Source organism: Lentzea sp. HUAS12 (assembly GCF_024125735.1).
GTDB classification, from domain to species: Bacteria; Actinomycetota; Actinomycetes; order Mycobacteriales; family Pseudonocardiaceae; genus Lentzea; species Lentzea albida.
Genome location: NZ_CP099738.1, coordinates 1,766,981 through 1,793,197 on the forward strand (window position 1 = coordinate 1,766,981; position 26,217 = coordinate 1,793,197).

General features: G+C 72.5%; 1 protein-coding gene (running past one end of the window). It reads left to right on the forward strand.

Annotation, left to right across the window (positions count from 1 at the left end; translation table 11 throughout):
• Positions 1-26,217, forward strand: the 5' portion of a protein-coding gene (locus tag ND450_RS07775; protein ID WP_253325480.1) for a type I polyketide synthase. The gene runs 6,195 nt beyond the window's last position; the window shows 26,217 of its 32,412 coding nt (coding positions 1-26,217); its start codon is at positions 1-3; its stop codon lies beyond the right edge, outside the window.

The window sequence follows — 26,217 nt, forward strand, 5'->3', positions numbered from 1 at the left end:
ATGGACCACGAGCAGAGGCTTCGGGACTACCTCAAGCGCGCGACCGCCGATCTGCGGACCACGCGCCAGCGACTGCACGAGCTGGAGACGGCGAGCACGGAGCCGATCGCGGTGATCGGTATGAGTTGCCGCTATCCCGGAGGCGTGACGGGCCCTGAAGATCTCTGGACGATGGTCGTCAACGGGGAGCACGGCATCTCCGCCTTTCCCACTGGGCGTGGGTGGGACGTGGAGGCGCTGGGCGGCTCCGACACCGCGTCCGGCGGCTTTCTGCACGAGGCGACCGATTTCGACGCCGACTTCTTCGGCATCTCACCTCGCGAGGCTCTGGCGATGGACCCGCAGCAGCGGGTCGTGCTGGAGGCCGCCTGGGAGGCGTTCGAACGCGCGGGCGTCGATCCGGTGTCCGTCAAGGGCAGCCCCACCGGCGTGTTCATGGGCGCGATGGCACAGGACTACCGGGTCGGCCCGGACGACAACGTCGAGGGCTTCGGCCTGACCGGCACCACCGGCAGCGTCCTCTCCGGACGGATCTCCTACACCTTCGGCCTGGTGGGTCCGGCGGTCACGATCGACACGGCGTGCTCGTCGTCCCTGGTCGCCCTGCACCTGGCCACCCAGTCGCTGCGGTCGGGGGAGTGCTCGCTCGCGCTGGCGGGCGGCGTGACCGTGATGTCGAGCCCGGCCACGTTCGCCGAATTCAGCAAGCAGGGTGGCCTCGCGGTGGACGGGTTCTGCCGCTCGTTCGCCGACTCCGCGACCGGAACCGGCTGGGCAGAGGGCGTCGGCGTGCTCGTCCTGGAGCGGCTGTCCGACGCCCGGCGCAACGGTCACCGGGTGCTGGCGGTGATCAGGGGATCGGCGGTCAACCAGGACGGGGCGTCGAACGGCCTCACCGCTCCGAACGGTCCCTCCCAGCAGCGGGTCATCGAACAGGCATTGATCAACTCCAGGCTGTCGGCCGACCAGGTGGACGTGGTCGAGGCACACGGCACGGCGACGACGCTCGGCGATCCGGTGGAGGCCCAGGCGCTGCTGGCGACCTACGGGCAGGCGCGTCCGGCGGACCGGCCGGTGCTGCTCGGATCGGTGAAGTCCAACATCAGCCACACGCAGGCGGCGGCCGGTGTGGCGGGCGTCATCAAGATGATCATGTCGATGCGGCACGGGGTCGTGCCCAGGACCCTGCACGTCGACGAGCCCACGTCCAAGGTGGACTGGACGGCGGGAGCCGTCCGCCTGGTGACCGAGAACGTCGCCTGGCCGGAGACGGGAGAACCGCGCCGCGCCGCGGTTTCGTCCTTCGGCATCAGCGGTACGAACGCCCACGCCGTCATCGAGCAGGCTCCGGAACTGCCCGTCGAGCAGCGGCCCGCGCACGAACCAGCCGCCTTGCCGGTGGTCGTCGCGGGCAGGACACGTGCGGCACTGCGGGCACAGGCCGCACTGCTGTCCGGTGTGGACGGAGAACTGGTCGACGTCGCCTATTCGCTGGCGTGCTCGCGATCAGCGATGGAGTACCGCGCGGCGGTGGTCGCGACGGACCTGGAGCAGCTCCGGACCGGTCTGGCCGCGCTGGCCGCGGGTGAGCCCGCGGCCGGGCTGGTCGAGGGCGTCGCACTGGGCCGTCCGAAGCTCGCGGTGCTCTTCACCGGACAGGGATCGCAGAGCGTCGGCATGGGACGTGAGCTCTACCGTCGCTTCCCGGTCTTCGCACAGGCTCTGGACGAGGTGCTCGCCGCACTGGACGCACACCTCGACCGGTCGTTGCGGGAGGTCATGTGGGGCGACGACAGCGAGACGCTGAACGACACGGGATACGCCCAGCCCGCGCTGTTCGCGATCGAGGTGGCCCTCTACCGGCTGGCCGAGTCGTGGGGCCTCAGGCCGGACTTCCTCGCCGGGCACTCGATCGGTGAGATCGCCGCCGCGCACGTCGCCGGTGTGTTCTCCCTGCCGGACGCCGCCGTCCTCGTGACCGCCAGGGGACGACTGATGCGCGCGTTGCCCTCCGGAGGGGCGATGGTCGCGATCCAGGCAACGGAGGCCGAGGTCCGCCCGCTGCTGTCGGACCTGGTGTCGATCGCGGCGATCAACGGCCCGGCGGCGCTCGTCGTCGCGGGCGAGGAGGCCGCCGTCCTGGAGGTGGCCGCCCACTTCGAGGGCCGGGGACGCAAGACCAGCCGCCTGAGCGTGTCGCACGCGTTCCACTCGCCTCTGATGGAACCGATGCTGGCGGAGTTCCGCGAGGTCGTCACGGGCCTGTCCCCGCAGGTGCCGCTGGTGCCCGTGGTGTCCACCGCGACCGGGGCCCAGGCAGCGGCCGATCTGCTGACCTCGGCCGACTACTGGGTGGACCACGTCCGTCGGACGGTCCGCTTCTCCGACAGCGTCGAATGGCTGCGGCAGCACGGGGTGACCACGTTCCTGGAGGCCGGTCCGGATGGCGTCCTCTCCGCGCTCGCCCAGGACTGCGCCGACGATGTGACTGCCTTTCCTCTGCTCCGCAGGGGAAAGGCCGAGCCGGACTGCGTCGCCGCCGCGGTGGCGGCCCTGCACGTGCGGGGAGTTCCCCTGCGATGGGCGGACTACTTCGCGCCCGCCGAGCCGCGACTGGTCGACCTGCCGACGTACCCCTTCCAGCACAAGCGCTTCTGGCCGAAGAACGCCTTCGCTGATCTCGGTGACCTGCGCACGGCGGGCCTCGGCGCCGCCCGCCACCCCCTGCTCGCCGCCGCGATCTCCCTCGCCGGCTCCGACGGCGTGCTCCTGACCGGCAGGCTCTCCATCGAGTCGCACCCGTGGCTCGCCGACCACGCGGTGCGCGGGAACCTGCTCGTGCCGGGGACGGCACTGCTCGAACTCGCGCTCCGAGCGGGGGACGAGGTCGGCTGCGACGTGGTCGAGGAGCTGACGCTGGCTCTGCCGCTCGTGTTGTCCGAACAGGGCGGCGTGCAGGTGCAGCTGTGGGTGGGCAGTGCGGACGAGACCGGTCGCCGTCCCCTGACGATCAACTCGCGCCCGGACGGCGCGGACGACGAGCCCTGGACCCAGCTGGCGAGCGGCGTGCTGGCGACGGGAGCCCGTACCGCGGAGTTCGACGCGCGGGAATGGCCGCCCGCCGGGGCCGACCCGGTCGCACTGGACGGCCTGTACGACGAACTGGCCGACGCGGGCTTCGGCTACGGCCCCGTGTTCCAGGGGCTGCGCGCGGTGTGGCGGCGTGCGGGTGACGTGTTCGCGGAGGTGGTCCTCCCCGACCAGGCCGAGGACGGCACGTCGTTCGGGATCCACCCGGCGCTGCTCGACGCGGCCCTGCACGCGGTCTCCTTCACCGGCATGACCACCCCCGGTGCCCTGCCGTTCTCCTGGGAGGGCGTGTCACTGCACGCCTCGGGCGCGACGGCGATCCGGGTGCGCCTGACCAGCGCGGGGGAGAACGCGGTCGCGATCGCCGCCGCCGACGAGTCCGGTGCGGCGGTGGCGTCGGTCGACACCCTCGTCCTGCGGGCGGGTGCCGGCACCCTCACGGCCACCGACGGTGGTTACCGGATCGAGTCCGTTGCCCTGCCCAGCGGGCCCGGGGTGGCCGCGGTCGCCGTCATCGGCGCGGACACCTTCGGCCTCGACGCCGAAAGGCTCGACGGCCTCACCGGGACGTCCGGGGGAACCGTCCTCGTCGCGGTGGAAGGCGCCTCGGACGACGTGGTCGGGTCGACGCACCGCTGCACGTCGTCTGCTCTCGCCCTGGTCCAGGAATGGCTGGGCGAGAACCGTTCCGAGGACTCGCGGCTGGTCTTCGTGACCCGCGGTGGACTGGCCGCGGCGGCTGTGCGCGGTCTGCTGCGGTCGGCGATGTCCGAGCACCCCGGCCGGTTCGGGGTGGTGGACCTGCCGCCTGGCGACGTCGACCCCGCGCTGCTGTCGGCCGCCCTGGGCACGGGGGAGCCCGAGGTGGCCGTGCGGGACGGGCGGCTGTTCGCGGCCCGGCTGGCCCGCCTGGCGCCGGGAGCGGTCACCGAGGATTCCGGATGGGATCCGGAGGGGACCGTTCTGGTCACCGGTGGTGTGGGTGGTCTGGGTGCTGTGGTGGCTCGGCATGTGGTGGCTGAGCGTGGTGTGCGGCATCTGGTGTTGGTGGGTCGGCGTGGGATGGACACGCCGGGTGCTGGTGCGTTGGTGGAGGAGTTGTCGGGGCTGGGTGCCTCGGTGCGGGTGGTGGCGTGTGATGTGTCGGATCGTGAGGCGCTGGCTGCTGTGCTGGCGGAGGTGCCTGATGCGCATCCGTTGACGGCGGTGGTGCACGCGGCGGCCGTGCTGGACGACGGTGTGGTGGAGTCGTTGACGCCGGAGCGGGTGTCGGCGGTGTTGCGGGCGAAGGCCGATGCGGCGTGGCATCTGCACGAGCTGACAGCCGGCCTCGATCTTCGTGGTTTCGTCCTGTTCTCGTCGTTCGCTGGTGTCGTGGGCGCCGCGGGCCAGGCCGGCTACGCCGCGGCGAACGTGTTCGTGGACGAGCTGGCGCGGTACCGGCGCGGTCTCGGGCTGCCCGCGGCGTCCCTGGCCTGGGGGCCGTGGGAGACGGGCATGACCGCCGGTGCGGACCTCGAACGGATGTCGCGGTCGGGGGTGCCGGCGCTGTCGGTGGAGCAGGGGCTGGCGATGTTCGACGCCGCCCTGGCCACCGGCGAGCCGGTGGTGGTGCCGGTCCGGCTGGACGTTCCCGCGCTGCGCGCCGGTGGCGACGTCGCCGCGGTGCTGCGCGGGCTGGTCCGCGTTCCGGGGCGCCGGACGGTGGCCGGGACCGGTGAGCTGGCGCGGCGGTTGTCCGGGCTGGACCACGACGAGCGCCGGAACGTGGCCGTGGAACTGGTGCGCGCCCAGGTGGCCGCCGTGCTCGGGTACGCGGACGTGGCTGAGGTGGATGCCGCCCGTGCGTTCAAGGACCTCGGGTTCGACTCGTTGACGGCGGTGGAGCTGCGCAATCGGCTCGCCGCGGTGGCGGGCGTCCGGTTGCCCGCGACGCTGGTGTTCGACTACCCGTCCGTCGACGCGCTCGCCAGGTTCCTCGTCGACGAGGCGCTCGGGTCGGTCGCCGAGGTCGCGAGCGCGCGGGCGGTGCCGGCCACGTCCGGCGATCCGATCGTGATCGTGGGGATGGCGTGCCGGTATCCGGGTGGTGTGTCCTCGCCGGAGGACCTGTGGCGTCTGGTGGTGGACGGTCGTGATGCGGTGACCGGTTTTCCGGTGAACCGCGGCTGGGACCTGGACGGCCTTTACCACCCCGATCCGGATCACGCTGGTACGTCGTACACGCGGTCGGGTGGGTTTCTGCATGACGCGGGTGAGTTCGATCCGGGGTTTTTCGGGATGTCTCCTCGGGAGGCGTTGGCGACGGATTCGCAGCAGCGTCTGCTGCTGGAGGTGTCGTGGGAGGCGGTGGAACGGGCCGGGATCGATCCGGTGTCGTTGCGCGGCAGCCAGACCGGCGTCTTCGCCGGCGTGATGTACAACGACTACGGCGCCGTTCTCGCCGGCGGTGACTTCGAGGGCCACCAGGGCAGCGGGACATCGCCGAGTGTCGCGTCGGGCCGGGTGGCGTACACGCTGGGCCTCGAAGGTCCTGCTGTGTCGGTGGACACGGCGTGTTCGTCGTCGTTGGTGGCGTTGCACTGGGCGATGCAGGCGTTGCGGGCCGGAGAATGCTCGCTCGCGCTCGCCGGTGGCGTGACGGTGATGTCGACGCCGGGAGCGTTCCTGGAGTTCTCGCGTCAGCGCGGCCTGTCCCCGGACGGCAGGTGCAAGGCGTTCTCGGACAGTGCGGACGGTGTGGGCTGGTCCGAGGGCATCGGCATGCTGGTGCTGGAACGCCTGTCCGATGCCCGGCGCAACGGTCACCAGGTGCTGGCCGTGGTACGTGGTTCGGCGGTGAACCAGGATGGTGCGTCGAACGGGTTGACGGCGCCGAACGGCCCGTCGCAGCAGCGGGTGATCCGTCAAGCGCTGGCGAGTGCGGGGCTGTCACCGTCCGATGTGGATGTTGTCGAGGCCCACGGTACGGGTACGACGCTGGGTGATCCGATCGAGGCGCAGGCGCTGCTCGCGACTTACGGTCAGGATCGGGATCGGTCGTTGTTGCTGGGGTCGGTGAAGTCGAACATCGGTCACACGCAGGCGGCAGCCGGTGTCGCCGGGATCATCAAGATGGTGCAGGCGTTGCGGCACGGCGTTGTCCCGAAGACGTTGCACGTGGACGCGCCTTCGTCGCATGTGGACTGGTCCGAGGGTGCGGTCGAGCTGTCGACGGAGTCTGTCGCATGGCCGGAGGTGGGTCGGCCGCGGCGTGCTGGTGTGTCGTCCTTCGGGATCAGCGGCACGAACGCGCACGTGATCATCGAGCAGCCGGAGCCGGCGGCCGTACCGGAGCCGGTGGATGCACGTGTGGTGCCGTGGGTGGTCTCAGCCAAGTCCGAGGCCGCTCTGAGCTCGCAGGTCGAGCGGTTGAAGGCTGTCGCGGACTCGCGGGCAGACGTGGGCTGGACCCTGCTGGGGCGTTCGGTGTTCGAGCACAGGGCGGTGTTGCTGGCTTCGGAGGAGGGTGTTGCCGAGGTCGCGCGTGGCGTGGCGGCGGGCCGGCGGGTGGCCTTCTTGTTCTCGGGTCAGGGTTCGCAGCGGCTGAGGATGGGCCGCGACCTGTACGGGCGGTTCCCGGTGTTCGCTGCGGCGTTGGACGAGGTGCTGGCTCGGTTGGAGCCGGGGCTTCGGGACGTGATGTGGGGTTCGGATCAGGAGTTGCTGGACCGTACGGGTTTTGCTCAGCCGGCGTTGTTCGCGGTTGAGGTGGCGTTGTTCCGGTTGGTGGAGTCGTGGGGTGTCACGCCGGATTTCGTGGCGGGGCATTCGATCGGTGAGGTGGCGGCGGCGCATGTCGCCGGGGTGCTGTCGCTGGATGACGCCTGCACGTTGGTGCGGGCTCGTGCCGGTCTGATGGAGGCGTTGCCGTCGGGCGGGGCGATGGTGGCGATCGCGGCGACGGAGGCCGAGGTTCTGCCGTTGCTGGGCGAGGGTGTGTCGGTCGCGGCGGTGAACCGGGCGGACTCGGTGGTGGTCGCGGGCGACGAGGCCGCGGTGCTGGAGATCGCCGCTCGGTTCGGGGATCGCAAGACGTCGCGTCTGCGCGTGTCGCACGCGTTCCACTCGCCGTTGATGGAGCCGATGCTCGATGAGTTCGCGGCGGCGCTGGAGTGTGTGTCGTTCCGTGAGCCGTTGATGCCGTTGGTGTCGAACGTGACCGGTGCTCTGGTCACCGACGAGGTGTGCTCGCCGGGGTACTGGGTGCGGCACGTGCGGGAGGCGGTCCGGTTCGCCGACGGGCTACACGCGTTGTCCGACGCCGGAGCGACGGTGTTCCTGGAGCTGGGACCGGACGGCGTGCTGACCGGTCTGGTCGAGGACGGCCTCGCGGTTCCCGCCCTGCGCAAGGACCGCGACGAGGAGAGCACCGTGCTCGTCGCTGTGGGACAGCTGTACGTGGGCGGTGTGGAGGTCGACTGGCGCCGGATCGTGCCTGCCGGGCGGTTCGCGGACCTGCCGACCTATGCCTTCGACCACGACTGGTTCTGGCCGCGGGGAGTCTCCGCCGCGACCGATGTGGCCGCGGCCGGACTGGGCTCGCCGCAGCACCCCCTGCTCGGAGCCGCCGTCTCGGTCGCGGGGACCGGTGAGGTCGTGCTGACGGGCCGGTTGTCGCTGCCTGCTCACCCGTGGCTCGCCGACCACGTCGTCTTCGGGCAGACGCTCGTCCCCGCCACCGCGCTCGCCGAGCTGGCGGTGCGCGCGGGTGACGAGGCGGGCTGCGGGCGGATCGACGAGCTGACCATGGTCGCGCCCCTGGTGCTGACCGGTCGCGGAGCGATCCAGGTGCAGGTGTGGGTGGGTGTGCCGGAGGACGACGGGAGCCGGGTCGTCCGGGTGCACTCGAGGCCCGATGACGGCGGTGACGACGACTGGGTGCTCCACGCGAGTGGTGTGCTCACGTCCGGCGAGCCCGTGGTCGAGTCCCGCTTCGCGGCGGCGTGGCCCCCCGACGGTGCCGAGCGACTGGAACTGGCCGGGTGCTACGACGCTCTTGCCGACGCGGGCTTCGGCTACGGCCCGGCGTTCCAGGGACTGCGGCGGGCGTGGCGCGGCACCGCCGGCGAGTACTTCGCCGAGGTCGTGCTGCCGGACGACCAGCGGGACGAGGCCGCTGCCTTCGGCGTGCATCCCGCACTGCTCGACGCGGCCCTGCACGTGCTGATGCTGGAGGGTGGGGACGAGAAACCGGCAGGACTGCCGTTCTCCTGGCAGGGACTGTCACTGCACGCCTCCGGCGCGTCGGGACTGCGCGTCAGGCTGGTCAGGTCCGGCACCGGGCAGGTGTCGCTCACCGCGGCCGACGAGACCGGTGCACCTGTGCTGAGCGTCGACTCCCTGACGGTGCGTCCGGTGACCGCCGACCAGTTCGCCGCGGGCGCGGACGCCCTGTTCGAGGTGGAGTGGGTCGCGCCGGTCATGGGCGAGCAGGTCGAACCGGTCGCCGTGCTGGGAACGGGACTGGACCTCGGCGTCGAGGTGTGCGAGGACCTGGCGGCCGTGCCGGACGGCGTGGTGGTCGTCCCGGTGCGATGCGATGCGGACGATGTGCGGGAAGCCGCCCACCAGGCGACCTCGCGGGTGCTGGAGCTCGTCCAGGAGTGGTTGGGCGAGAACCGTTCCGAGGACTCTCGCCTGGTCTTCGTGACCCGCGGTGGCCTGGCCGCGGCCGCGGTGCGTGGTCTGCTGCGGTCGGCGATGTCCGAGCACCCCGGGCGGTTCGGGCTCGTGGAACTGGAGTGCGGCACCGTGGACGCCGGACTGCTGTTCCAGGCACTGGGTTCGGGTGAGTCCGAGCTCGTCGTCCGCGACCGGCGGCTGCTGGCTCCTCGGCTAGCCAGGGCCGCGGCGTCACCGGGGCAAGACCGGGGCTGGGATCCGGAGGGGACTGTTCTGGTCACCGGTGGTGTGGGTGGTCTGGGTGCTGTGGTGGCTCGGCACCTGGTGGCTGAGCGTGGTGTGCGGCATGTGGTGCTGGCCGGCAGGCGTGGGATGGGGACGCCGGGTGCCGACGCCCTGGTGGAGGAACTGGCCGGGCTGGGTGCCTCGGTGCACGTGGTGGCGTGCGACGTGTCGGATCGCGACGCGGTGGCTGCTGTGGTGGCGGGGGTGTGCGATGCGCATCCGTTGACGGCGGTGGTGCACGCGGCGGCCGTTCTGGACGACGGTGTGGTGGAGTCGCTGACGCCGGAACGGCTGTCCTCGGTGTTGCGGGCCAAGGCCGACGCTGCCTGGCACCTGCACGAGCTGACGGCCGACCTCGATCTTCGTGGTTTCGTGCTGTTCTCCTCGGTGGCCGGGGTTCTCGGTGCCGCCGGGCAGGCGAACTACGCGGCGGCGAACGCGTTCGTGGACGAGCTGGCGCGGTACCGGCGTGGTCTCGGTCTGCCGGCGGCGTCGCTGGCGTGGGGACCCTGGGAGTCCGGCACGGGCATGACCACAGGTTTGTCCGCGGTGGACATCGAGAGGATGTCGCGCTCGGGCATGCCGCCGCTGTCGGTGGAGCGGGGTCTCGCGCTGTTCGACGCCGCACTGGCCGTCGACCAGCCGGTCGTCGTGCCGGCCCAGTTCGACCTGCGCGCGCTGCGGTCGCAGGGCGACGTTCCCGGCATCCTGCGCGGCCTCGTCCGCGCCCCCGCGCGCCGGTCGGTGGCCGGGACCGGTGAGCTCGCCCGGCTGTTGTCCGGCCTGTCCGCGGACGAGCGCAGGCCCGCGGTGGTCGAACTCGTGCGGGCACAGGTCGCCTCCGTGCTGGGACACTCCGACACCGCGAACGTCGACGTGACCAAGGCGTTCCAGGAACTGGGCTTCGACTCGCTGATGTCGGTGGAGCTGCGCAACCGGCTCGCCTCGGTCTCGGGCATGCGGCTGCCCGCGTCCCTGGTGTTCGACTACCCGTCCGTCGACGCGCTGGCCGGCTTCCTGATCGAGGAGGTGGAAGGGCGCCAGACCGTCGACCTCGCGCCCTCCGCGAGGGCCGTGACCGGCGATCCGATCGTGATCGTGGGGATGGCGTGCCGGTATCCGGGTGGGGTGGCCTCGCCGGAGGACCTGTGGCGGTTGGTGGCCGAAGGCCGGGACGCGATCACCGGGTTCCCGCGCAACCGTGGCTGGGACCTGGAAGGCTTGTACGACCCGGATCCCGATCACGCCGGTACGTCGTACACCCGCTCGGGTGGGTTCCTGCACGATGCGGGTGAGTTCGATCCGGGGTTTTTCGGGATGTCTCCTCGGGAGGCGTTGGCGACGGATTCGCAGCAGCGGTTGTTGCTGGAGGTGTCGTGGGAGGCGGTGGAGCGGGCCGGGATCGACCCGGTGTCGTTGCGCGGCAGCCAGACCGGTGTGTTCGCGGGCGTGATGTACAACGACTACGGCGCCGTTCTCGCCGGCGGTGACTTCGAGGGCCACCAGGGCAGCGGGACATCGCCGAGCATCGCGTCGGGCCGGGTGGCCTACACCCTCGGACTCGAAGGCCCCGCGGTGAGCATCGACACCGCGTGCTCCTCCTCGTTGGTGGCGTTGCACTGGGCGATGCAGGCTCTTCGGGCGGGGGAGTGCTCGCTGGCGTTGGCCGGTGGTGTGACGGTGATGTCGACGCCGGCGTCGTTCGTGGAGTTCTCGCGTCAGCGCGGGCTGTCCCCGGACGGGCGGTGCAAGGCGTTCTCCGACAGCGCGGACGGTGTGGGCTGGGCCGAGGGCGTCGGCATGCTGGTGCTGGAACGCCTGTCGGATGCCCAGCGAAACGGCCACCAGGTGCTGGCCGTGGTGCGCGGCTCGGCCGTCAACCAGGACGGCGCATCCAACGGGCTCACGGCGCCCAACGGTCCGTCGCAGCAACGAGTCATTCGCCAGGCGTTGGCGAGTGCGGGACTCGGAACGTCCGATGTGGACGTGGTGGAGGCGCACGGTACGGGTACGACGCTGGGTGACCCGATCGAGGCGCAGGCGCTGCTCGCGACCTACGGTCAGGACCGCGAGCGTCCTCTGTTGCTGGGGTCGGTGAAGTCGAACATCGGTCACACGCAGGCGGCCGCCGGTGTCGCCGGGATCATCAAGATGGTGCAGGCCCTGAGGCACGGTGTCGTGCCGAAGACGTTGCACGTCAACACTCCCTCGTCCCATGTGGACTGGTCCGAGGGCGCAGTCGAGCTGTCGACCGAGAACCTCTCGTGGCCGGAGGTCGAGCGCCCGCGACGAGCTGCTGTGTCGTCGTTCGGCATCAGCGGCACCAACGCGCACGTGATCATCGAGCAACCCGAACCGGTGGCCTCGCCGGAGCCCGCAGATGCTCCCGCCGCTCCTTGGGTGCTCTCCGCCAGGTCTCCCGAGGCGTTGCGCGGCCAGGCGGCACACCTGCGGTCCTTCGTGGACGGCAGGGCCGACATCCGGGACCTCGATGTCGCGTTCTCGCTCGCGACCACCCGGTCCGCCTTCGAGCACCGCGCCGCGGTGGTGGCGGGTGACCGCGAGTCGCTGACGCGGGCGCTCACCGCACTCGCCGAGGGCGGTCCCGGCACCGGCGTGATCGGGAGCGAGCAGTTCCCGCCCGGCAAGCTCGCCGTGGTGTTCGCGGGCCAGGGCAGCCAGCGGATCGGCATGGGCAGGGAGCTCTCCCTGCGGTACCCGGTCTTCGCGGACGCACTCGACACCGTGATCGCCGCGGCCGACCGTTTCCTCGACCGGCCGCTGCGGGAGGTGATGTGGGGCGAGGACGCGGAATCGCTCGACCGGACGGGCTGGGCACAGCCGGCCCTGTTCGCGGTCGAGGTGGCGCTGTTCGCCCTGCTGCGGTCGTGGGGTGTCCGCCCGGACTACCTCGCCGGCCACTCGATCGGCGAGATCGCGGCCGCGCACGTCGCGGGTGTGCTGTCGCTCGAGGACGCCTGCGCCCTGGTCTGCGCGCGTGGTCGCCTGATGCAGGCGCTGCCCCGGGGCGGTGCGATGGTGGCGGTCCAGGCCCGCGAGGACGAGATCACCCCGTTGCTGACCGCGGAGATGTCGATCGCGGCGGTCAACGGCCCGAACTCGGTCGTGATCGCGGGCGAGGAAGCACCCGTGCTGGCGGTGGCCGCGCGGATCGAGGCGGACGGCCGCAAGACCAAGCGACTGCGCGTCTCCCACGCGTTCCACTCGCCGCTGATGGACCCGATGCTGGAAGAGTTCCGCGAGGTGGTCGAGGGCTTGACGTTCTCGGCGCCGCGCATCCCGCTGGTGTCCGCGCTGACCGGTTCCCTCGCCACCGGGGAGCAGCTCTGCTCCCCGGAGTACTGGGTCGAGCACGTGCGCGCGACCGTGCGCTTCGCCGACGCGGTCGGCGCTCTGCGCGAGTCGCGGGTGACGACGTTCGTGGAACTCGGTCCGGACAGCGTCTTGTCCGCCATGATCGGCGACATCGCCGGTGACGACGGCGACGTGCTGGCGGTGCCGGTCCTGCGGTCGGATCGAGCGGAGGAGATCGCCGCCGCGACGGCCGTGGCCCGGCTGCACGTGGCGGGCGTCCCGGTGGACTGGTCCCGCTACTTCGCCGGGCGGGGCGCGCGGCGGATCGATCTCCCCACCTACGCGTTCCAGCACGTGGCTTACTGGCCAGAGGGCTTGGCGGCTGACCGGGGCGACCAGGCCACCACCCTCGCCGACGGCACCCTGTGGTCGGTGGTGGAACAAGGTGACCCGGCAGCGCTCGCGGCGCTCCTGCGCCTGGAGGAAGGCCAGGTCACCACACCGGAGTCGTTGCTCACCGCGCTGTCCGCCTGGCGCCGGGGTGCGGAGGAGCGGTCGCGGCTCGAGTCGTGGCGCTACCGGGTCGCCTGGCACCGCCTCGGAGACGTCGCCGCCACGCTCGAAGGCCTGTGGCTGGTGGTCGGCGGTGAATCGATCGACGCGCCCGCTGACGAGGTGTGCGACGCGCTGCACATGCACGGAGCGGAGGTCGAGTACGTCGCGCTCGGCGAGCACGACTCCGTGGTGGAACGCTTCGCCGGGTTCGAGAACCCGGCCGGAATCGTGTCGCTGCTCGCGTTCGACCAACGGCCGAGCACGGCTCACCCCGTGCTCACCGTCGGACTCGTCCAGACACTGGCCCTCGCACAGGCGGACCTCGGGGCTCCTGTGTGGACGGTGACCGGTGGTGCCGTGTCGACCGGGGCGGACGACCACGTGAGGCATCCAGCCCAGGCCGCGGTGTGGGGCTTCGGCAGGACCGCCGCCCTGGAGGTGCCACGGCGCTGGGGTGGCCTGGTGGACCTGCCGCAGGCCTTCGACGACCAGGTGGCTCGCAGGCTCGTCGCCGCACTGACCGGACCTGCCGGTGAGGACCAGATCGCGGTGCGCGCGGAGGGCGTGTTCGGCCGGAGGATCGCGCGACGCCCGGTGGCACCCGTCGTCGCCGACGACATCTCCACGCGGGGAACCGTGCTGGTGACCGGCGGAACCGGAGCGCTCGGAGCAGAGGTCGCACGTCGCCTCGCCCGTGGCGGGACGCGGCACCTGCTGCTCACCAGCCGCAGGGGGCCCGCCGCACCCGGCGCGGACGAGCTCCGGGCCGAGCTGACCGCCCTGGGTGCCCGCGTCGACGTCGTCGCCTGTGACGTCGCCGAGCGGGACCAGGTCGCCGCGCTGCTCGCAGAGTTCGACGTCACCGGCGTCGTGCACACGGCCGGTGTCTCCCATTCCGACGGCCTGGACACGCTCGGGCTGCCCTTGGTCGCCGAGGTGATGTCCGCCAAGGTCGCGGGCGCGGTGCACCTCGACGCCCTGCTCGCCGACCGCGAGCTGGACATGTTCGTGTTGTTCGGATCCATCGCGGGCGTCTGGGGCAGTGGTGGCCAAAGCGCCTACAGCGCGGCGAACGCGATGCTGGACGCACTCGCCGAACACCGGCGTGCGCGCGGCCTGACGGCCACCTCCATAGCCTACGGTCCCTGGGCCGAGGCGGGGATGGGCGCGGACGAGATCGTGTCCGGTGACCTGCGCCGCCGCGGGCTCCGCCTCCTGCCCCCTGCCCGGGCCGTCTCCGAGTTCGTCGGTGCCGTCCTGCGCGGTGACACCACGGTCGTGGTGGCCGACGTCGACTGGGCGCGGTACTTCCCGATCTTCACCGCCGTGCGGCCCAGCACTCTGTTCGGTGACCTGCCGGAGGTTGCGACCCTCTCGGGCAACTCCGTGGACGCGGAAGGTCCGTCCGGTGAGCTGGCGGGCCGCCTCAGCGGTCTCGCGGAGGCGGACCAGCTGCGGGTCCTGGTCGAGCTCGTGCGCGGCGAAGCGGCGGCGGTGCTGGGGTACGGCTCGGTCGAGGAGGTGCCCGCTGGACGGGCGTTCCGCGACATCGGCTTCGACTCGCTGACGGCGGTCGAGCTGCGTCAGCGCCTCGCCACCGCGACCGGCCTGGCCCTGCCCGCCACGATGGTCTTCGACTACCCGAGCGCGTCGGCGCTCGCCGAGTACGTCCTCGGCGAGCTCCTCGGCGCCGGTGCGGGGGAGTCCGCGGGACCGGGTGCGGGCTCCGCCCCGTCGGACGACCCCATCGCGATCGTCGGTATGGGCTGCCGTTTCCCGGGCGGTGTCAGCTCTCCGGAGGAGTTCTGGGACCTGGTCTCGTCCGGTGCCGACGCCATCACGGAGTTCCCCGCCGATCGAGGCTGGGACGCCGCAGCCCTCTACGACCCCGACCCCGACCACGCTGGTACCACCTACTCGACCCAGGGCGGGTTCCTGCACGACGCGGGCGAGTTCGACCCCGGTTTCTTCGGGATCTCCCCGCGTGAGGCGCTGGCCATGGACCCCCAGCAGCGACTGCTGCTGGAGACGACCTGGGAGGCCTTCGAGCGCGCCGGGATCGCACCGGCGACCCTGCGCGGCAGCCGAACCGGGGCCTTCGTCGGTTCGTCCTACCAGGACTACGGCAGCGGGGCCGGCGACGGCTCCGAGGGGCACATGGTCACCGGCACCAGCCCGAGCGTGCTCTCGGGCAGGTTGTCGTACGTGTTCGGGCTCGAGGGCCCGGCCGTGACCGTCGACACGGCGTGCTCCTCGTCGCTCGTCGCCCTGCACCTCGCGTGCACCTCCCTCACCAGCGGTGAGAGCACCCTCGCGGTGGCCGCCGGCGCCACGGTGATGCCGCTTCCCAACGGCTTCATCGCGTTCAGCAGGCAGCGGGCGCTCGCCCGCGACGGCCGGTGCAAGGCCTTCTCCGACGCGGCCGACGGCATGACGCTCGCCGAAGGCGTCGGTGTCGTGGTCCTGGAGAGGCTGTCCGACGCGCGCCGCAACGGACATCCGGTGCTGGGCATCGTGCGCGGCAGCGCGGTGAACCAGGACGGCGCTTCCAACGGCCTCACGGCGCCCAACGGTCCCTCGCAGCAGCGGGTGATCCGCCAGGCGCTGGCCAATGCCGGCCTGGCGCCGTCCGATGTGGACGCGATGGAGGCGCACGGCACCGGTACCCCTCTCGGCGACCCGATCGAAGCCCAGGCGCTGCTCGCGACCTACGGCCGGGACCGTGACCCGGAGCAGCCTCTGCTCGTCGGTTCGGTGAAGTCGAACATCGGGCACACCCAGTCGGCGGCGGGCATCGCCAGCCTGATCAAGATGGTCATGGCGATGCGCAGCGGCGTGCTGCCCGCGACCCTGCACGTGGACATGCCCTCGACGCGCGTGGACTGGACGTCCGGTGCGCTTTCACTGCTGACGGAATCACGTCAGTGGCCCGATACGGGCCGCCCGCGCCGGTCGGCCGTGTCCTCGTTCGGTGTCAGCGGCACCAACGCGCACGTGGTGCTGGAGGCGGCCCCCACCGTCGAACCGGTTGAGGTCGCGGAGACTCGTGATCTGCCCGTGGTCCCGTTGGTCGTGTCGGCCCGCACCGAGGCGGCGCTGCGGGCGCAGGCGGAGAGGCTCCTCGCCGTGCAGGGCGCCCGTCCCGTTGACGTGGGCGCCGAGCTGGCGCGTTCCCGTTCGGTGTTCGAGCAGCGGGCGGTGGTGCTGGGCGCGGATCAGGCCGAACTCTCGGCCGGGCTGGCGGAGCTGGCCGCGAACGGGTCGTCGGCCGCCGTGGTGACGGGCACGGCCGATGTCGACGGCAAGGTCGTCTTCGTGTTTCCCGGCCAGGGCGCGCAGTGGGCGGGCATGGGCGCACGGCTCCTCGCCGAGTCGCCGGTGTTCGCCGAGCGCATGGCCCAGTGCGCCGCCGCGCTGGCACCGTTCGTCGACTGGTCGTTGCTCGACGTGGTCAGCGGAGCGGAGGGCGCGCCCTCGCTGGACCGGGTGGACGTGGTGCAGCCCGCCTCGTTCGCGATGATGGTGTCCCTCGCTGAGATGTGGCGTTCCTGCGGTGTCGTCCCGGACGCCGTGATCGGCCACTCGCAGGGCGAGATCGCCGCCGCCTGCGTGTCCGGCGCGTTGCCGCTGGCGGACGCGGCCAGGGTCGTGGCGCTGCGCAGCCAGGCGATCGCCCGCACGCTGGCCGGTCGCGGCGCGATGGTGTCGGTGGCCCTGCCGGTGGCCGAGGTCGAACCCCTGCTGGACGAGTGGGACGGTCAGGTGTCCGTCGCGGCCGTGAACGGGCCGCGCGCCGTGGTCGTGTCCGGTGTGCCCGATGCGCTGGAGACGCTGGTCGAGCGGCTGACGGCCGCCGGAGTCCGCGCGAAGCGGATCGCGGTGGACTACGCCTCGCACTCCTCCCAGGTCGAGGACCTCGAAGCCGAACTGCTGCGCGACCTCGCGCCGACGACGCCCGCGATCCCGGAGATCCCGTTCCTGTCCACCGTGACGGGGCAGTGGCTCACCGGGGCTGAGCTGGACGCCGGGTACTGGTACCGCAACCTGCGGCAGACCGTGGAGTTCGAACCCGCGATCCGCCGGCTGCTCGACGACCGCTTCCGCGTCTTCGTCGAGGTGAGCTCGCACCCCGTGCTGACCGTGGGCGTGCAGGACGTCGTGGACGACGCGGGCGAGCGCGCGGTGGTGGCCGGGACGCTCCGCCGTGACCAGGGCGGCCTGTCCCGGATGCTCACCTCGGCCGCGGAGGTCTTCGTCCGCGGTGTGCCCGTCGACTGGGCGCGCCTGTTCGACGCGACCGGCGCGCGCCGCGTCGAGCTGCCGACGTACGCGTTCCAGCACGAACACCTCTGGGCGGTGCCGCAGTTCTTCGAACCGGCCGCGGCTGCGGATCCCGCCGACGCGGAGTTCTGGACCGCGGTGGAGCAGCAGAACCTCGACCTGCTCGCCGCCAGCCTGCACGTCGACGAGGAGTCCCTCGCCGCGGTGCTGCCCGCGTTGTCGTCGTGGCGCAGGCAGCGGGCCGACAAGTCCACTGTGGACTCGTGGCGGTACCGGGACGTGTGGACCCCCGTCGCCGCCAGGACCGCCTCGTCCCTCACCGGCGACTGGCTCGTGGTGTCGGCAGGGGATGCGGACGACCTGGTGGCCCACCTGAACGCGCTCGGCGCGGACGTCCGCGAGGTCGTGCTCGACGACTCCTGCCTCGACCGGACCGAGCTGGTGGAGCGACTCGGTGACCTGTCCGGGCTGACCGGCGTCGTGTCGGCACTCGCGTCGGCCGAGCAGCCGAGTCCCGCGCTGCCGTGCATGTCGCTGGGACTCGCGCTCACGGTCACCCTCGTGCAGGCGCTGGAGCACAGCGAGGCCCCGCTCTGGCTGCTGACCAGGGGAGCGGTGTCGACCGGCCGGTCCGATCCGATCAGCTCCCCGGCGCAGGCCATGGTGCACGGCCTGGGCTGGACGGCGGCTCTGGAACACCCCGACCGCTTCGGCGGTGTGGTGGACCTGCCCGAGGTCCTCGACGAGCGGGCGGCACACCGGCTCGCCGCGCTGTTGTCCGGCGCGGTGGCCGAGGACCAGGTCGCCCTCCGCGCCTCCGGCACGTTCGCCCGCCGCATCGTGCCCGCCGCCCCCGGCGGGCAGGCGCCCACGCGGGAGTGGGCGCCCCGGGGGACCACGCTGGTCACCGGCGGCACCGGCACGCTGGGCAGGCACCTGGCCCGCTGGCTCGCCGCGCAGGGCGCTGAGCACCTGGTGCTCACCAACCGCAGCGGTCTCGCCGCCGCCGGGGCGCCCGAGCTGGTCGCGGAGCTCGCGGAACTCGGTGCCACGGCGGAGGTCGTGGCCTGTGACATCGCGGACCGCGAGGCGGTGGCCGGGCACCTCGACCGGCTCGCGGCCGGGGGACACGTGATCCGCACCGTCGTGCACACCGCGGCGGTCATCGAACTCCACTCGCTCGCGGACACCACCCTCGACGCCTTCGCCGAGGTGCTGAACGCGAAGGTGGCCGGTGCCCGCAACCTCGACGAACTGCTCGGCGAGGACCTCGACGCCTTCGTCCTCTACTCCTCGACGGCGGGCATGTGGGGCAGCGGTCAGCACGCGGCCTACGTCGCCGGCAACGCGTTCCTCAACGCGCTGGCGGCGCACCGCCGGGCCAGGGGACTGCGCGCCACGGCGGTGTCGTGGGGCATCTGGTCCGACGACGTGGAACTCGGCCGGGTCGACCCGAACCAGATCCGCCGGAGCGGACTCGTGTTCATGGACCCGCAGCTCGCACTGAGCGGGTTGCGGCAGGCCCTCGTCGAGGACGAGACGGTGCTGGCGATCGCCGACATCGACTGGGAGCGGTACTACCCGGTCTACACCTCGGCCCGCCCGACCCCGCTGTTCGACGAGGTGCCCCAGGTCCAGAAGCTGGTGGAGGAGGCCGACCAGGAAGGCACGCACGACAGCGGGTTCGCCGCCACCCTGCGGAGCCTGCCGTCGGTGGAACAGCGCCGCGCCGTGCTGGGCCTGGTCCGCACGGAGGCGGCCACGGTGCTCGGGTTCTCCTCCGCGGACGCCCTGGCCGAGGAGCGCGCGTTCCGCGACGTCGGGTTCGACTCGCTGACCGCGGTGGACCTGCGCAACCGGCTCACGGCCGCCACGGGCCTCAAGCTGCCCGCCACGCTCGTGTTCGACCACCCCACCCCCATCGCCCTCGCGGACTTCCTGCTGGCGGAGATCGCCGGAGGCACGGTCGAGGTCACCGGTCCCGTCCGGACCGGTGGCACCTCCGACGAACCGATCGCGATCATCGGCATGGCCTGCCGCTACCCCGGTGGGGTCACCTCGCCGGAGGACCTGTGGGAGCTGGTGCTGGGCGGCGGAGACGCGATCTCCGGGTTCCCGGCCGACCGCGGCTGGGACGCCGCCTCGATCTACGACGCCGACCCCGACCGCGCGGGCAAGAGCTACTCGGTGCAGGGCGGTTTCCTGCACGACGTCGCCGGTTTCGACCCCGCCTTCTTCGGGATCTCCCCGCGCGAGGCCCTCGCGATGGACCCGCAACAGCGCCTGCTGCTCGAAACCGCGTGGGAGGCCTTCGAACGCGCGGGGATCGACCCGCGCTCCGCCCGTGGCAGCCTGACCGGGACGTTCATCGGCGCGAGCTACCAGGACTACAGCTCCGCGGTCCCGAGCTCCGCCGAGGGATCGGAGGGCCACGCGGTCACCGGCACCCTGTCGAGCATCCTCTCGGGGCGGATCTCCTACCTGTTCGGCCTGGAGGGACCCGCGGTCACGCTCGACACGGCGTGTTCGTCGTCGCTGGTCGCGATGCACCTCGCGTGCCAGTCGCTGCGCGAGGGCGAGAGCTCGCTGACCCTGGCGGGCGGGGTGAGCGTGATGTCCACGCCGGCCGCCTTCATCGGGTTCAGCAGGCAGCGGGCGCTCGCGGTGGACGGCCGTTGCAAGGCCTACTCCGACGCGGCCGACGGCATGACCCTCGCCGAGGGCGTCGGAATCGTGCTCCTGGAACGGCTTTCGGACGCCGAGCGCAACGGCCACCGGGTGCTCGCGGTGATCCGCGGCTCGGCGATCAACCAGGACGGCGCGTCCAACGGCATGACCGCGCCGAGCGGCCCGTCGCAGCAGCGGGTCATCCGGCAGGCCCTGGCCAACGCGGGGCTCCGCGCCGCCGACGTCGACGCGGTCGAGGGGCACGGCACCGGCACCGCGCTGGGCGACCCCATCGAAGCCCAGGCCCTGCTCACGACCTACGGCCAGGACCGGGAACGCCCGCTGCTGCTGGGTTCGGTCAAGTCCAACATCGGCCACACCCAGATGGCCTCCGGTGTCGCGAGCGTGATCAAGATGGTGCAGGCGCTCCGGCACGGGGTCCTGCCGAAGACGCTGCACGTCACCCGGCCGTCGTCCCACGTGGACTGGTCCGCGGGCTCGATCGAGCTGCTGACCGAGCAGACCTCCTGGCCCGAGCTCGGGCGTCCGCGCCGGGCGGGCATCTCCTCGTTCGGCCTCAGCGGTACGAACGCCCACATGGTCGTCGAGGCGGGACCCGCCGCCGACGAGCCCGGGGCGCGGCCGGAGCCGGGCTCGGTGCCGGTGGTCCTGTCGGCCCGCACCGACGAGGCGCTGAGGGCGTACGCGGACCGGCTGCGGTCCGCGGTCACGGCACACCCCGTGCCGAACCTGGCCGACATCGCGTTCTCGCAGGCGACCACCCGGTCCGGCTTCGAGCGGCGCGCGGCCGTGGTGGCGAAGGACACCGAGGAACTCGTGGCGGGCCTCACGGCGCTGCGCGAGGGCACCGGCGCGGCGACGGCCACCGTGGTCGAGGCCGGGACGACCACCGGCCCGTCGGCGTTCCTCTTCACGGGGCAGGGCAGCCAGCGCGCCGGTGCGGGACGTGAGCTGTACGAGCGGTTCCCGGTCTTCGCCGACGCACTGGACGAGGTGCTGGCCCGGTTCGACGCCGAGCTCGACCGGCCGTTGCGCGAGCTCGTGTTCGCCGACCCCGGTACCGCGGAGGCCGCTCTCCTGGACGAGACCGGCTATACGCAGCCGGCGCTGTTCGCGGTCGAGGTGGCGCTGTACCGGCTCGTCGAGTCGTGGGGGATCACGCCCGGCTACCTCGCGGGTCACTCGATCGGCGAACTCGTCGCCGCCCACGTCGCCGGGGTGTTCACCCTCGACGACGCGTGCAAGCTCGTCGCCGCACGCGGACGCCTCATGCAGGCACTGCCGTCCGGTGGCGCGATGGTGGCAGTCGAGGCCACCGAGGACGACGTGCTGGCGCAGCTCGCCGGACACGAGGACGAGGTGTCGGTCGCGGCGGTGAACGGACCGCGGGCCGTGGTGATCGCGGGCGTCGAGCAGACCGTGCTCGGCATCGCGTCCCGGTTCGAGGCCCTCGGCCACCGCACCCGCAGGCTGCGGGTGAGCCACGCGTTCCACTCGCCCCTGATGGACGCGATGCTCGACGAGTTCCGCAGGGTCGCCGAGACCGTCGACTACCGGCGGCCGGAGATCCCGTTCGTGTCCAACGTGACCGGCGCTCTGGCCGAGGCGGAGCAGGTCTGCACGGCTCGCTACTGGGTCGACCACGTGCGTCGCGCGGTGCGTTTCGCCGACGGCGTGGAGTGCCTGACCGCACTGGGCGTGCGGGCCTTCCTGGAGATCGGACCGGACGGCGTGCTGGCGGGGATGGCGCCGGAGATCGGCATGACGCCGGTCCTGCGGCGTGGCCGTGCCGAGGTCGAGTCGGTTCTGCTGGCGGTCGCGCACTGGCACGTCCGCGGGCAGGCCGTGGACTGGCACGCCTTCTTCGCGGGCTCCGGCGGACGCCGGGTCGACCTCCCGACGTACCCGTTCCAGAACGAGAGGTTCTGGCCGGACGCCGGTCCCGAACCGGAGACCGGGTCCGCGCTCGGCGGCGCTGACGACACCTTCTGGTCGGCGGTGGAGCACGGCGACATCGAGTCGCTGACCACGTCGCTCGGGCTGGACGGCGACACCGTGAGCGCCATGGTGCCCGCGTTGTCGTCGTGGCGGCGCACACGGCGTGATCAGTCCGTTGTGGACGGTTGGCGCTACCAGGTGTCCTGGACTCCGGTCACCGGAGGCGGCGGGGCCGCGGCCGGGACCTGGCTCCTGCTCGCCCCGGCCGCGGCGCCGGACGACTGGCAGGAGGCTTTGGTCGGAGAACTGGGTGCGGACGTGGTCCGCCTGGAGGTGCCCTGCGAGGATCGCGCCGCTCTCGCGCAGCGGTTGCGGGAGGTCGCGGACACACCGTTCGCCGGAGTCCTGTCGCTGCTGGCTGTGCAGGACGGTGCCTTGCCGGGTCATCCGGAGGTGCCAGCGGGCCTCGCGATGACCGCGACCGCGGTCCAGGCGCTCGGTGACGCGGGCGTCGACGCCCCGCTCTGGTGCGTCACCCGCGGCGCTCTCGCCGTGGGGCGTTCCGACCAGGTGCTGTCGCCCGCCCAGGCGGCTGTGTGGGGCCTCGGCCGCGTGGTGGCGCTGGAGCAGCCGGGCCGCTGGGGCGGACTCGTCGACCTGCCGGAGGTGCTCGACCGCCGCACCGCACAGCGGCTGGGCACCGTCGTGGGCGGCGACGAGGATCAGGTCGCCGTCCGGACCTCCGGGGTGTTCGTGCGCAGGCTGGCGCGCAGCAGGCCGGTGGAGCGGCCGGGGGCCGAGGCGTTCCGGCCCACCGGCACGGTGCTGGTCACCGGCGGCACCGGAGGGCTGGGCGGGCACGTCGCCCGGTGGCTCGCCCGTGAGGGCGCCGAGCACCTGCTGCTGACCAGCAGGCGCGGACCGGATGCTCCGGGTGTCGAGGACCTGTGCCGGGAGCTGACGGAACTCGGCGCGCAGGTCACCGTCGTGGCCTGCGACGTCGCTGACCGGGATGCGTTGGCCGCGGTGCTCGACGGCGTCCCGGCGCAGTTCCCGCTCTCCGCGGTCTTCCACGCGGCCGGCGTGATCGAGGACGGTCTGGTCGACGACCTGACGCCGGAGTCGCTCGCGGCCGTGCTGCGCGCCAAGGCGACCGCGGTCACGGCCCTGCACGACCTGACGATCGGCGCGGAGCTGTCCGCGTTCGTGACCTTCTCCTCCACGGCAGGCGTCATCGGTGCCGCGGGGCAGGGGAACTACGCGGCGGCCAACGCCTTCCTGGACGCCTTCACCGACCACCGCCGGTCCCTCGGCCTGCCGTCGACCTCGGTGGCGTGGGGCCCCTGGGCCGACGCGGGCATGGTCGACGCCGCGGGGGTGGAGAGCAGGCTGCGCCGCGGCGGCTTCGAGCCTATGCGGCCCGAACTGGCGATCAGCGCACTGCGGCAGGCGATCGAGGGCGGCGACTCCGTCCTGATGGTCGCGGACGTCGACTGGACCAGGTTCGGGGCGGCGTTCGCCGACGTGCCCCTGGTCGCCGACCTGCCGGAGGTCAGGGCGCTCCGGCGAGCCAAGCCCGAGGTCCAGGCCGACGACTCGCTGGCGGGCCTGCCCGCCGCCGAGCGGTCGCGGCGCGTGCTGGAACTGGTGCGGGCGCACGTTGCGGCCGTCCTAGGTCATGCCGACGCGAGCACCATAGCCGCAGACCGGCCGTTCCAGGACCTCGGCTTCGACTCGCTGACGTCGCTGGAGCTGCGCAACGCGCTGGCGGCCACCACCGGGCTGGCCCTGCCCGCCTCGCTGGTGTTCGACCACCCGAGCCCCGCCGAGATGGCGGAGTTCCTGCTGTCCGAACTGCTCGGCGAGCTGGACGAACCCGAACAGGAGGTCCGTGCGGCCCGTTCGGCCGCCGACGACCCGATCGCGATCGTCGGCATCGGGTGCAGGTTCCCCGGCGGGGTGGACTCCCCGGAGGGGCTGTGGCGCCTGCTGTCCGAAGAGAGGGACGGCATCTCGGCTTTCCCCGACGACCGGGGCTGGGACCTCACCGCACTGGCGAGCGGCTACTCCGCCACCGCCGAGAGCGGGTTCCTCACCGGCGCCGCCGACTTCGACGCGGGCTTCTTCGGCGTCTCACCCCGCGAGGCGCTGGCGATGGATCCCCAGCAACGGCAGGTGCTCGAGACGGCCTGGGAGGCGCTGGAACGCGCCGGCATCGACCCCACCACCCTGCGCGGCAGCCAGACCGGTGTCTTCATCGGCACCAACGGGCAGGACTACGCCGACCTGCTCGCCGACGCCGGGGACGAGGTGCAGGGGTACGTGGCCACCGGCACCACCGCGAGCGTGCTGTCCGGCAGGCTCTCCTACACCCTCGGCCTGGAAGGCCCCGCGGTCACCGTCGACACGGCGTGCTCGTCGGCGCTGGTCGCTATGCACTGGGCCACCCGCGCGCTGCGCGGCGGCGAGTGCACCCTGGCGCTGGCCGGTGGCGTGTCGGTGATGTCGACCCCCGGCTCGTTCGTCGAGTTCACCTCGCAGGGCGGCCTCGCGCCGGACGGCCGGTGCAAGCCGTTCGCCGACGGTGCCGACGGCACGGCCTGGTCGGAGGGCGTGGGAGTCCTCGTCCTGGAAAGGCTCTCCGACGCGCTGCGCAACGGGCACGAGGTCTGGGGCCTGCTGCGCGGCTCGGCGGTCAACCAGGACGGCGCGTCGAACGGCCTCACCGCCCCCAACGGTCCCTCCCAGCAGAGGGTCATCCGGCAGGCGCTGGCCGATTCCGGCCTCGCCCCGGCGGACATCGACGCGGTCGAGGCGCACGGCACGGGCACGACGCTGGGCGACCCGATCGAGGCCCAGGCGCTGCTGTCGGCGTACGGCCGTGACCGGGACCGCCCGTTGTGGCTCGGCTCGGTCAAGTCGAACATCGGCCACACGCAGGCCGCGGCCGGCACCGCGGGCGTGATCAAGATGGTCATGGCGCTGCGGCACGGCGTCCTGCCCCGGTCCCTGCACATCGACGAGCCCTCGTCCCACGTGGACTGGGAGTCCGGCAGCGTGTCGCTGCTCCGCGCGCCGCAGGAGTGGCCGCGGAACGGGCACGCCCGCCGCGCAGGCGTGTCTGCGTTCGGACTGAGCGGCACCAACGCCCACGTCATCGTCGAGGAGGCGCCGCCCGCGCGTCCGGCCGACGCACCGCGTCGTTCTCCCGACGTGGTGCCGTGGGTGGTCTCCGGCAAGACCCGTGCCGCGCTCGACGCCCAGCTGGAGCGGGTGCGCGCCTTCGCCGGGCAGCACCCCGACCTGTCCGTCCTGGACATCGGTTTCACGCTGGCGACCGGACGTGCGGCCTTCCGGCACCGTGCGGTGCTGCTCCGCGGCGAGGGCACCGCGGACACCATCCGCGACGTCGCCACCGAGCGGTCGCTCGCGGTGTTGTTCTCCGGTCAGGGGTCTCAGCGCCTGGACATGGGCCGCGAGCTCCACGAGCGCTTCCCGGTGTTCGCGGAGGCGTTCGACGCGGTGGCGGCCCACCTCGACCTCGTCCTCGACCGTCCGCTGCGCGAGGTCGTCTGGGGCGAGGACCCCGAGGCGCTGTCGCGGACCGGGTTCACCCAGCCCGCGTTGTTCGCGGTCGAGGTGGCGCTCTTCCGGCTGGTCGAGTCGTGGGGCATCCGGCCCGACTTCGTCGGCGGGCACTCCATCGGCGAGGTCACGGCCGCACACGTGGCGGGCGTGCTGTCGCTCGCCGACGCGTGCCGGCTGGTGGTCGCGCGCAGCGCCCTCATGGAGGCATTGCCCGCCGGCGGTGCCATGGTGGCGGTCCAGGCGACCGAGTCCGAGGTCCTGCCGCTGCTGACCGGGGACGTGTCGATCGCCGCCGTCAACGGGCCCGCGTCGGTGGTGGTCGCGGGCGCCGAGGACGCGGTGCGGGCGGTCGCGGACGCGTTCGGTGACCGCAAGACCACCCGGCTCAAGGTGTCGCACGCGTTCCACTCGCCGTTGATGGAGCCGATGCTCGCGGAGTTCGCACGCGTGCTCGCGGAGCTCACCTTCGAGGCGCCGCGGATTCCCCTCGTGTCCAACGTGACCGGTGAGCTGGGCACGGACATGCGGTTGCCCGAGTACTGGGTGCGGCACGTCCGCGAGGCCGTCCGGTTCGCCGACGGCGTGAAGACCCTGTCGGACGCCGGGGTGACCGCCTTCCTCGAACTCGGCCCGGACGCCGTGCTGTCCGCGCTCGCCGGGGAGTCGCTGCCGCAGGACGCCGTCGTCGTGCCCGCGCAGCGCAAGGGGCGTGGTGAGGAGGCGGCACTCGTGGCGGCACTGGCCCGGCTGCACGCGGCCGGTGTCACACCCGACTGGCGGGCCTTCTTCGACGGGACCGGTGCCGTCGGCGTC